This window comes from Streptomyces sp. ISL-1, assembly GCF_018614585.1.
In the GTDB taxonomy this organism is placed as follows: domain Bacteria; phylum Actinomycetota; class Actinomycetes; order Streptomycetales; family Streptomycetaceae; genus Streptomyces; species Streptomyces maoxianensis.
In genome coordinates this window covers 162,542-172,975 of sequence record NZ_JAGGOI010000015.1, presented here as the reverse complement: position 1 = coordinate 172,975, position 10,434 = coordinate 162,542, and the positions used below count along the sequence as shown (strand labels likewise).

The 10,434-nt window shown below is 69.1% G+C and carries 8 protein-coding genes and 1 pseudogene; 4 read left to right on the top strand and 5 right to left on the bottom strand.

The features are described from left to right. Positions 1 to 477 precede the first annotated feature (477 nt). Complete coding sequence (locus tag J7E87_RS12855; protein WP_251017327.1) at positions 478 to 849, top strand: hypothetical protein; 372 nt, start codon at positions 478 to 480, stop codon at positions 847 to 849. Positions 850 to 2,519: 1,670 nt separating this feature from the next. Here J7E87_RS12855 and J7E87_RS12850 read toward each other — a convergent pair. After that, on the bottom strand, positions 2,520 to 4,214 hold the full coding sequence (locus J7E87_RS12850) for an acetolactate synthase large subunit (RefSeq protein ID WP_215093212.1): 1,695 nt from the start codon (positions 4,212 to 4,214) through the stop codon (positions 2,520 to 2,522). Positions 4,215 to 4,469: 255 nt separating this feature from the next. On the opposite strand from J7E87_RS12850, the gene J7E87_RS12845 reads away from it, so the two are divergent. Continuing rightward, the gene (locus J7E87_RS12845; RefSeq protein ID WP_215093283.1) at positions 4,470 to 5,147 is read left to right on the top strand and encodes a flavodoxin family protein; all 678 of its coding nucleotides are present in this window, start codon (positions 4,470 to 4,472) and stop codon (positions 5,145 to 5,147) included. A gap of 167 nt (positions 5,148 to 5,314) precedes the next feature. Here the strand turns inward: J7E87_RS12845 and J7E87_RS12840 are convergent, their stop codons facing one another. Beyond that, positions 5,315 to 5,710: a hypothetical protein gene (locus J7E87_RS12840; RefSeq protein WP_215093210.1), complete on the bottom strand. Its 396-nt coding sequence runs from the start codon at positions 5,708 to 5,710 to the stop codon at positions 5,315 to 5,317. Between the two features lie 335 nt (positions 5,711 to 6,045). On the opposite strand from J7E87_RS12840, the pseudogene J7E87_RS34990 reads away from it, so the two are divergent. Further along, positions 6,046 to 6,216 (top strand): annotated as a pseudogene (locus tag J7E87_RS34990) (class I SAM-dependent methyltransferase); the annotation flags it as partial. A gap of 136 nt (positions 6,217 to 6,352) precedes the next feature. Here J7E87_RS34990 and J7E87_RS12835 read toward each other — a convergent pair. Further along, a complete protein-coding gene (locus J7E87_RS12835) occupies positions 6,353 to 6,964 on the bottom strand; it encodes a hypothetical protein (RefSeq protein ID WP_215093208.1) in 612 nt (203 codons plus the stop codon). A gap of 259 nt (positions 6,965 to 7,223) precedes the next feature. Between J7E87_RS12835 and J7E87_RS12830 the strand changes: the two genes are divergently transcribed. Next, on the top strand, positions 7,224 to 8,285 hold the full coding sequence (locus tag J7E87_RS12830; protein WP_215093206.1) for a CdaR family transcriptional regulator: 1,062 nt from the start codon (positions 7,224 to 7,226) through the stop codon (positions 8,283 to 8,285). 181 nt (positions 8,286 to 8,466) lie between these two features. Here J7E87_RS12830 and J7E87_RS12825 read toward each other — a convergent pair whose 3' ends face one another. After that, positions 8,467 to 9,234 carry an MBL fold metallo-hydrolase gene (locus J7E87_RS12825; protein WP_215093204.1) on the bottom strand — a complete coding sequence of 256 codons (768 nt, stop codon included), beginning with the start codon at positions 9,232 to 9,234 and terminating at the stop codon, positions 8,467 to 8,469. A gap of 85 nt (positions 9,235 to 9,319) precedes the next feature. Further along, complete coding sequence (locus tag J7E87_RS12820; protein WP_215093202.1) at positions 9,320 to 10,327, bottom strand: GlxA family transcriptional regulator; 1,008 nt, start codon at positions 10,325 to 10,327, stop codon at positions 9,320 to 9,322. Between the last annotated feature and the right edge of the window lie 107 nt (positions 10,328 to 10,434).

The following is a 10,434-nucleotide window of genomic DNA, read 5'->3' as shown; positions in this document are numbered from 1 at the left end:
ACGCAGAACACCCGCCAGAACCCCGGCCAGGAGCCCTTCCGCGCCAACCGCTGCACCATCAGTGCCCGTCGTGGTCTCGGAAGACATGTGCCGTCGCCTCCAGTCAGGCCGTCCACTGTCGGATGACCGCCGAAACCGTCACGCCCCTGCTGCGCACATCGGGACGTGACACCAACAGCGGCGCCCAGCGCCTCCCGCCCGCCGGTTGACCGGCCAGGGGCAGCGGCAGCCACCCGGTACGGAGATCGGATCGCGACCGATCAATCGCCCGTTTGCCCACGCATAGAAGGGCGTACACAAGGAAGGGTCGTCCGAGGCTGGCGACACGGACGGCCTGGCCCAGAGCTGAAAGGCCGTATCCCATGCTTCCAGGCTCCGAAAAAATACTGATTTCAACCATCCGTCACGTGTCCGAACCACCCCCGCCGACCGGCGGGGAGCCTCCGGCCACGTGGCTGGTAGGGGAATCGCGAACAAGTGCCTCACAAGGTCTGCCGCCAGCGCAGCGTCACCCTCGCCCCAACCTCCGAAGCCATGCACTGGCAGGCCCTCGAGTACGGCGACGAGGAATGGCGGAAGATCTACTTCCGGCTCCGGAACAGCGTCGAGGGCTTCAATGGCTACGCGAAGAACCCCTCGGCGAGGGCATCGAGGCGGCCGGCTCCCGGTGTAGCGGCCTGCTCCCGGCGTATCCGCGGCATCGCCGCCCAGACGATCCTCCTGGCCTTCCAACTGGCACACGCCAACTGCCGGAAGATCAAGGAATGGGTGGAGACCCTCGCCCTCAACGGGCAGCGCCCACGCAAGCGCACCCATCACAGGCGCAGAACCAAGCCGCTGGCCATGTAGACCCCCCACCGGCTACCTCGCACCGACCGGCTAGTGATCAACTCCGCCGCACCAGCTGAAGATCAACCAAAGATCAGGGCCCGCATCGTGACGCATGCCACGGTGTGTGACCTTTCACGCCGAAACGCCCGAATCCGCCCTCAACTCGGACCGCGGCGCCCCGGACAACGAGAAACGGGCCCCAGCCATGACTTTCGTCACCGGCCGAGACCCGTTTCGTCGGTTTCTCTCTGTGGGCAACCGACGAAATGCGCTGGTCAGCACCTACGCACAGTCAATCAAGATCGTTCCCAGCGAATACCTTGATCGTTTCCCACCACCCAGGGCTGCTTGAGTACTTCGACGGTCGCTACCGACCATGCCCCCTTTGGGGTGGCAAGAATCAAACGGACTGGTTCCTCGGTCTGGCCTGCGGCGCGGGCGGCCTGATCGGCGGCCGCAGGCCGCGTTCCTGGCCACCGCCGTAGACGCCGCCCTCACTGCAGCATCCGGGATCCTCGTGGCGTTCCGTATGTACGAAACCCACCCCGAGCCGCCGCCTGATCACCAGGTCACTGGGAGTGCCTCCAGGCCGCCGGTCAGGATGTCCGTACGAACGCGCGGCTTCATCGGCGCTCGCCTCGTCGGTGCCGTCGTGGGCCTGGCACTGGGGCGCTCATCTTCGTGCCCGGCCGAGGCGACGAGGCGCAGGACGCCGCATGCCCCACAGACGCAGGTGTTGGTGATCGGCGGCCCGGCGGGGCTCGCCGCCGGTTACCACCTGTGTCGCCTTGGCGTGGCACCTGCGCCCGTTCTCGTCGGCAGCCGAGGCGTCGGCGGGCTGGGGACTCGGCCCTGTGCATGCGCGGCACGTTTGCTGTCGGCGCAGGCCTTGCAGCCCTTGCCGGTCAAGTCTTACCGTCCAGCTCAGAACGCATGGCGCCCCTGACGACCTTGAAAGCCCGTGAACTCCTTGGGGCGCTGTCCCAGTTGGCGCTCTTCTGCGACGGCGAGGGCCTGCCCGCGTCTGCTGACGTATGGCTGTCGCGGGAGGTGATCGAGCGGTTCATCGCCGTCGGCTGCCCCCAGGTGAAGGAGTCGACCCGCCGGAACTACCGCTCCCGACTCCTGCGCCTGCGTGAACTCGTCATCGGCAGCGACTGCCGGACCGGCAAGCCCGCGGAGCTATCCGCGTCCGGCGCAAACCCGCCCTCCAGCCCGACGGAGCTCGCCGATCTGTGGGGCTGGGCCGGCGGGCAGCATCAATACCTGGCTCGAGGGAAAGCCGGGCGCCAGCGACCGACAGCTCGTGGCCTTGACCGCGGTGATGACGATGCTGCTGACTCCGGCCATGATGACCGCCGCGGTGAGGATCAGGCGCTCCTGTGCAACCTGCGCTCGCGCCGGAGTTCGGTCTTCGCCGAGGAGGCGAGGCTGTGGGCCGATCCGTTGAGGGTTGCTGCGGCCGCATCGTTCGCGCATCGACTGCTGGGCGCCGACTCGTCGCCCGCCGATGTGGCTCGACATGGATTGGGCCTACGGATCGGCTCTGCGGCCGAATCCCTTCCTGGACGAGCTCGTGCACCGGGGAGTGATCGTCATCGGCGCGTACCGCCACAGCTGAGCTCAGGACGCGGCCATCATAGCCGTTCCGCGACTTTGGGCCAGGTCTGGCAAGGCTCTCCGGCAGCTCAGAAAGGCCCGTGGAGTTCGCCGAGCCGATCCGTGAGCCGCAGGTTCTCCGAGTAGTCGACCGGGCAGGCGATCACGGAGACCCCATCGTCGTCCAGTGCACGCCGCAGCGTCGGAAGCAGCTCGTCGGCCGCCTTGATCTGGTAGCCGCGCGCGCCGAAGCTTTCGGCGTAGGAGACGAAGTCGGGGTTGGTGAAGTGGGTGTGGCTGTGGCGCTCGAGTTCCAGCTCCATCTTCCAGGTGATCAGGCCGTACTCCTCGTCGACCAGGACGAGCACCACTAGGGGGATGCGCTCGCGGACGGCCGTCTCCAGCTCCTGGGAGTTCATCAGGAACGAGCCGTCCCCCATCATGGCCAGCACGCGCCGCTCCGGACGGGCCAGCTTGGCCGCGATCGCACCGGGCAGGGCGAAGCCCATGGTGGAAAGGCCGTTGGAGACCAGGCAGGTGTCCGGCGCATAGGCGGGGTAGAGCCGGGCCATCCACATCTTCCCGGCGCCGGTGTCGGCGAGGACGATGTCCTCCCGGCCGAGCGCGGCCCGCACGTCCGCCACGACGCGCTGCGGCACGAGGGGGCAGGCGTCGTTGTTCCGGCCGTAGTCGAGTTCTTCGGCAAGCAGGGAGCGGATGCGTTCACCGGCTCCCACTCCGAATGTGAGGTCGTCCGGCAGCGCGGTGGCAAGCGCGTCCAGCCCCAGTGACAGATCGCCCTCGACGCCGACGGTGACCGGGTAGCGGGAGTCGACCTCCGCGGGGAAGCGGTGCAGGTGGACGATGCCCTTGTCACCGTCCGGGTTGACCTTCACCGGGTCGAACTCCTGGATCTCGTAACCCACGCAGATCAGGACGTCTGCCGAGTCGAATCCGAAGTTGGCGTAGTCGTGGCGCATGAAGCCCACCGCGCCGAGCGCGTTCGCGTGGTCGTCCGGGAAGACCCCCTTTCCGTGGAAGGTGGTCGCCACCGGGACGTTCAGCCGTTCGGCGAAACGCAGCAGGGCCGCCGACGCACCCGCCCTGGCAGCACCATGACCGGCGAGCACCACCGGATGCTGCGCCCCCGCGACGACCTCCGCGGCGCGGGCGACCTGCGACGACGACGGAGCATCCGCGTAGACCGCATCGACCTGCAAGGGAGCGAGCGGCGTCCTGGTGCGCGAGGCCTCGATGTCCTCCGGGACTGCAAGGAAGACCGCCCCGGGACGCTCGCTCTGCGCGGTCTTGAACGCCTTGCGCACCATCTCCGGCACCGCTTCGGGACTCTGCACGCCTGCCGACCACTGGGTGACCGGAGCGAACATGGACACCAGGTCGATGACCTGGTGGGACTCCTTGTGGACCCGGCCCAGCGAACCCTGCGCGGCCAGCGCCACCAGCGGGGTGCTGTTCGTCATCGCATCAGCGGCGCCCAGTGCCAGATTGATGGCCCCGGGGCCCAGTGTGGCCGAGCACACCCCCGCCTTGCCAGTGAGCCGCCCGTAGATCTCCGCCATGAAGGAGGCACCCTGCTCGTGACGGACCAGGATGTACCGGATGGCCGAGCCGTTCAGGGCGTCGACGAACCGGATGTTCTCCTCCCCCGGGATCCCGAAGACGTATTCCACGCTCTCGGCCTCCAGGCAGCGCACCATGAGATGGGCGACGTCGTCGGTCGCAGTACCGGAGCTCTGCGGGCCCGGGCGGTGGTGAGTGTCCATGGGCCGAACCTAGGCATGGCGAGTGCGCACGGACCAGGCACCGGCGCCCGGCCGGGTGAACGCCCGTCAGCCGTCGCGCCGTGACAGTTCGGCCGTCGGAGTGATCGTCATCGTCTTCCTGCGCCGATACGGAGACGGCGACGGTCCCAGCCCGCACGATGGAGGGCGTCGCACCGCTGTGAACGCCACGGCGGCAGGATCCAGGAGCACTCTGTGAACACCCAGCCGCCCCCTTCGTACGACGGTCTCCGTGCGATGTTCATCAACTGCACGCTCAAGCGAACTCCCGACGTCAGCAACACCCAGGGGCTGATCGACAGGAGTCGCTCGGCGATGGAGTCGAACGGGGTCGCCACCGAGCTCGTCCGGGCCGTCGATCACGACATCGCGACCGGCGTGTGGCCGGACATGACCGAGCACGGGTGGGCCACCGACGAGTGGCCGTCACTGTACGAGCGAGTGATGGCGGCCGACATCCTGGTGCTCGCGGGGCCGATCTGGCTGGGGGACAACAGCTCCGTCATGAAGCAGGTCATCGAGCGGCTCTACGCAGGCTCGTCACTGCTCAATGACCGTGGACAGTACGCGTACTACGGACGCGTGGGCGGGTGCCTGGTCACCGGCAACGAGGACGGCGTGAAGCACTGCGCCATGAACGTCCTCTACAGCCTCCAGCACCTCGGCTACACCATCCCGCCGCAGGCCGACGCGGGCTGGATCGGCGAGGCCGGGCCCGGACCCTCGTACCTCGATCCCGGGTCGGGTGGCCCGGAGAACGACTTCACCAACCGCAACACCACCTTCATGACCTGGAACCTGCTGCACCTCGCCGCCATGCTCAAGCAGGCCGGCGGCATCCCCGCACACGGCAACCAGCGCTCCGAGTGGGACGCGGGCTGCCGCTCCGACTACCCCAACCCCGAACACCGCTGACGACCTGGGGAAGTTGCTGTCGGGGTGTCCTGGCCCAGTGTTCGGCTGAGGTGATCGGTAGCTGGCCGGGACGAGCATCAGCTCGGTGTGAGCCGGCAGCGTGTCGTCTCCTTCGGCTTCCCGACGGGCTCTGACCTCGTCACGGTCTCAGGGGGTGTCCGGGCCCGTCAGTCCTGGGTGAGGGTGTCGGAGGCCGGCCAGATGCCGTTGTCCGGCATCTCCAGCCGTTCGGACAGGGGCCGCCGCCATTCCGGCGGTGTGAACGGCTCGCCCCAGTAGTCGGTCACCCGGACGGCCTCCCCTGCCGCCAGGTCAGCTACGGACACGTTCCGGTATACCCGGCCGTCGCCGTAATCCGTGCTCCACTCCACAACGAGGATGTCGCCGCAAACGTGGCGCCTGCCGACACCGAGCCTCAGGCCGACGAAGTGGGACTCCACGTCCGCGATGCGGGACCTGCCGCGGATGAGTTCGCCACTCTGCGGCCACTGCCGCACCGCGCTCTCGGCCAGCGGAACGCCAAGGATCCGCTCGAGACGCGTCTGGTACGCCTTCTCTTCCATGTCATGGACAACCCGTGCGGTCCCTGTCACGTCACGGCCCGACCGGGCCCACGATCCCTTTGCTCCCGTGGTCGTAGCCGAACGGTGGCCGTGCCCACACAGCTGTCGGCCGACGGGACGTGGGCCTGGCAGGCGTTGGTGTCCCTGAAGCGGGTGCGCTGTCGTCGCGGCAGACACGATCGATGCCCCGTACGACCGGCCCACCGGACCTCAGGACGCGCGTGAGGTGGCGGCCGACACTCCGGGCAGCCACTTGGCCACGGCAGTGGCGCGGCTGACGCAGGCGGGAGCGCAATGACGGCGACGGTACCGACGGGAACGCACACTGCTGCGGTGTGCGGGCCGATCCTTGCTCCGACGCCTTGCTGACCGGTCGCGGCCCGCTGTTCCTGCGCCGCGCGGACGGCTGGCGGCTGCCGCTGGAGGTGGAGCGCTGGTGCGCGGCACTGGACGAAGCGGACCTCACGGTGCCGGAGCGCTGCCGCGGGCCGGACCTATACATCGGCGGACGGACTGCCACCAGTACGTGGCGTAGGAGCATGGCGATGGCGATGATCAGGACAACGGCGACGAGCAGGCCGATGCCCACGGCGATGGCATCCATGAGAAGTCCTCGGGTGAGAGGGGAGAAAGAGCGAAGGCTCAAGCGGCGGAAGGGGGTTCGAGCGCCGTGTCGTAGGGAGCGACCCAGAAGTATTTGCCGGCGTCGTCGTACGCGTACAGCAGCCCCGTGCTGCCCCATGCCAGTGCGTCCGTGCCGCTCTGGCGGACCTGTATGACGGCCGTGGAGCCGTCCTGCGCGACGACTTCTGCCTGGCCGAAGTCAGCGTCCACCCACCCTGTGCGGATGGTGCAGGTCAGCCCGACGAAGTCCTGGCGGGACGGCCCGGGTTCATCGGGGAACAGCTTCGCCAGCGGCCGCACGAGCAGCCGTGTCACGCGCCACGCGAAGAGCAGGGACGCGAAGAGCAAAGCCGCGCCGAGCAGATGGAGGAGGGCACCGGACATGCCCGTACGGTTGAGAAGTACGGAGCCTGTGAAGCTGGCGAACCAAGCCAGGGCAATCACCAGCGAGGCCGACACCGAGACAGGCACTCCACCGAGGCTCAGCGCGTCGGTGTCCACGTCGGTGTCGAACATGTCGGACTCGGCGGCGCCGAGCAGCACAAGCAGCCAGAAGCCGATCATGACCAGCAGCGCCGATGTGCACAGCACTGTAGGGAACCCGACAGCCGCATCAAGGAACTCAGTCATCGGTCATCCCCCTTCATGCGTCGGACTCTCAAGTCACGTCCGCTGGATCCCGGAGCAGCGTGCTTCTTCCGGCTTCCGGCAGAAGATCTGTCCCTCCGCCCGGCCCAGCTCATGCTGACAGTGCGGCACGCCTGTTCGCATTGCCGTACACCGGCAATCTTTATGGCTCCCTGATGCCGGTCACCGCCCCTGGGCGTGCCACCCTTGAGCTCCGTGCGTAGGAAGTCGCCATCGGCGCGTCAAGAACGGGGAGGGGCCCATGGCCGAGCAGGGGATACCCGAGGAGTATCTGGCGGGGTATGCCCAGGTCCTGGCACGTGCCAGCGCCACCGGCCGGAATCTGACCCGCGACGAACTGGAATCGCTCCGGACCCGGGGCGAGCGGGCCGCAGAGGCAGGCATCGGGCTGCGTGCCCTGGTCCGAGCCCACCTCTGTGCCGCCCAGGCCGTCCGACCCGAGCTGCCCCATTCCGCCGCCGACCATCTCCTTGCCGCCGTCGAGCAGGCCGTGGACGCCTTCGCGGAAGGCCATGAACGGGCACAGCGTCTGGCGGTACGCCAGGAGGAGGCGGCCCGCCGCGAGTTCATCGACGACCTGCTGTACGGGCGCAGCGACCTCGGCCGCCTCGCCGAACGCGCCGAGCGCTTCGGACTGCTTCTCTCCCACGCCCACGCGGTCGCCGTGGCGCAAGGCGCCGAGCAGTACGACGACGGCTACCCCGTTACCCGGCGAATCGAGTCGTCCCTCGTTGCCCGTTTCGGAGACCGACGCATCCTGCTCACCACGAAGGACGGCCGGCTGATCTGTATCGCGCCCGGCGATCAGCCGGATGTGCTCAGCTTCTTCGCCAAGCAGGCATACGCGGGGACGGACGGCGGCCGCGTGGCCATCGGCCGTGCCCACCCCGGCGCCGGAGGAGTTGTCCACTCCTACGAGGAGGCACTCAATGCCCTCGACCTGGCCGCACGCATGCACCTCGAAGGCCCGGTTCTGCACGCAGCCGATCTGCTGGTCTACCCGGTGCTCACCCGGGACCGGCAGGCCATGGCCGACCTCGTGCGGAGCGTTCTCGGTCCGCTCCAGGAGGCCCGGGGCGGAGCCCAGCCACTGATCGACACGCTCACCTCGTACTTCGACGCGGGCTGCGTGGCCGCCGAGGCGGCCCGGCGGCTCTCCTTGAGCGTGCGGGCCATGACGTACCGGCTCGACCGCATCCACAAACTGACAGGAGCCGATCCCAGCGACCCCGTCCACCGCTACACCCTCCAGACAGCGGTCATCGGCGCCCGGCTCCTGGACTGGCCGGCTCAGGAGCTCTGAGGGGTCAGGCCGTCGGTGGGCCCGGACGGGCTCCGGTTCGGCGCCCCGAAGAGTTCAGCTGATTGAGCAGCCCTTGCGGATGCCGGCACAGCTACCGGCTCGCCGCCGCCGAACAGCCGGGCGGCGGTCCGGCTGTTCGGGCCCGCATCCGCTGTCCGGCAGCGTCCCGGCCGGGCAGCGGTCAGCATGCGTGCGGGTCGGAGCTCTGTTCCCGCACGCGCAGACGGCCGGCGGCCGCCAGCGCGTCCAGGCGACGCTGCTCGGCCGCGGCCCAGGTGCCGACGCGCGCGGGATCGAGGGGGATGCCGTGCCCGACGTGAAGCCTGGTCGGGTTGAGTGCGAGCATCTCGCGCAAGCTGGCCAGGTTGCGCTGAGGGTCGTCGTGGAAGGGAGGGTTGGCGGGGCGGCCGGGGATCAGGCCCATGAAGGAGTTGGCGACGAGGTCGCCGGCCACCAGGTCTCCGCCGTCGGTGAGGACGGAGATCGAGCCGGCGGTGTGTCCGGGAGTGGGCATGATGCGGGCGTCGACGCCGAAGTCGTGCAGGCTCGTCTCCCCGCGGACCAGGACGTCGGGCTCGAAGGGTTCGGCAGTGGCATGCAGTTTGGGGTTGCGGTCCATCAGGCGGCCCATTGGGCCGGTCGGCAGGTACGGCTCGCGGACCCGGCCGGTGCGGAACGGCTGGAGGTCGGCGATGTGGCCGGCGACGGGGGCGCCGGTGAGGCGGTGGAGTTCGGCGGCGGACCCGAAGTGGTCGATGTGCCCGTGGGTGATGACGATCAACCTGACGTCGGTGGGGTCGATGCCGCGGCGGGCGACGGCGTCGCGGATCAAGGGTCCGCTGCCGGGGGTGCCGGCGTCGACGACCACCGGGTGGCGGCCCAGGAGCAGGTAGGCGTTGATGGCGTGTTTGCCCAGGACCGGGATCGCGATGACCTTGGTGCGTGACATGAGGGGCTCCGTTGCGCTGTGGGCAGGGCGAGACGGACAGGCCGCGCCCGGGCGGGCGCCGTCCTGCCGTACGTGGTGAGGATGATCAGGCGGCCGGGCTTGCGGTCGCGTCTGGCGAGCGGAAGCGGCGTCGGTACTCGGCCGGAGTGGTGCCCAGTCGGTTCCTGAAGACGCGGTGCAGGGTCTCGACGGAGCCGAGGCCGGTGTCGGCGGCGATGCCCGGCAGGGTCCGGTCGCTCTCCTCCAGTAGGCGTCGGGCGGCCTCCAGCCGGACGGCTTCCAGGTAGTCGGAGGGGGTGCGGCCGGCCCGGCTGCGGAACAGCCGGGAGAAGTGCCGCACGCTCAGGTGCAGTTGGTCGGCGAGGACCTGGACCGGCAGGTCCTCGGCCAGATGGTCCTGGATCCACAGGCGCAGGCCGTCTATCCGGTCGTCGGCCGGCGCCTGGAGGGACAGGGGAACGCTGAACTGGCTCTGCCCGCCGGGGCGTTTGAGGTACATGACCATCGCGCGGGCCGTGTCCAGGGCCAGCGCTTGGCCGTGGTCCTGCGCGACCATCGCCAGCGCCAGGTCCAGGACTGCGGTGACACCGGCGCACGTCCACACCCGCCCGGCCCGGACGAAGATCGGGTCGGGGTCGACGGCAACCGACGGATAGTCGGCGGCGAGCTGCTCGGCGGTGAGCCAGTGCGTCGTGGCCGAAAGGCCGTCAAGCATTCCGGCGGCGGCGAGCAGGTGCGCGCCCGCGCACAGCCCTGCCACCCGGCGTGTCCCCGGGACAGCCCGGGTGAGCCAGTCGGCCACGACCGGGTCCACGACCGCCTCGACGCGGCCCGCCGACAGGTCCATCGCACCTGCCACCAGCAGAGTGTCCACCCCGTCGCCCACCGCTTCCAGCGCCACGTCGGCCACCAGACGTATCCCGCCGGAGGTGTGAAGCTCTCCAGCTGCTGCCGCCGCGACCTCCACCCGGTAGCCGGGCTTGTCGGGGCCCAGCAGACGCGAAGCGATGGAGAACACCTCCGCCGGCCCTGTGACGTCCAACAGCTCGACGCCCGGGAAAGCGGCGATGACAACTCTGCGCGGTGCGGTCATGCCACGATCCTCACGTCCCGGCAGGTCCGTCTGCAATGACCAGGAACTGTCAGAAACAGCCATGCACTGCTGCTCCGGTTCGCACCGGGAACTGCCTGGCGGTTTCG

Coding starts and splice junctions, on each gene's coding strand:
- J7E87_RS12845 (WP_215093283.1), top strand. CDS start 4,470: ATGTTCATCAACTGCACGCTCAAGCGAACTCCCGACGTCAGCAACACC.
- J7E87_RS12835 (WP_215093208.1), bottom strand. CDS start 6,964: ATGACTGAGTTCCTTGATGCGGCTGTCGGGTTCCCTACAGTGCTGTGC.
- J7E87_RS12840 (WP_215093210.1), bottom strand. CDS start 5,710: ATGGAAGAGAAGGCGTACCAGACGCGTCTCGAGCGGATCCTTGGCGTT.
- J7E87_RS12820 (WP_215093202.1), bottom strand. CDS start 10,327: ATGACCGCACCGCGCAGAGTTGTCATCGCCGCTTTCCCGGGCGTCGAG.
- J7E87_RS12825 (WP_215093204.1), bottom strand. CDS start 9,234: ATGTCACGCACCAAGGTCATCGCGATCCCGGTCCTGGGCAAACACGCC.
- J7E87_RS12830 (WP_215093206.1), top strand. CDS start 7,224: ATGGCCGAGCAGGGGATACCCGAGGAGTATCTGGCGGGGTATGCCCAG.
- J7E87_RS12850 (WP_215093212.1), bottom strand. CDS start 4,214: ATGGACACTCACCACCGCCCGGGCCCGCAGAGCTCCGGTACTGCGACC.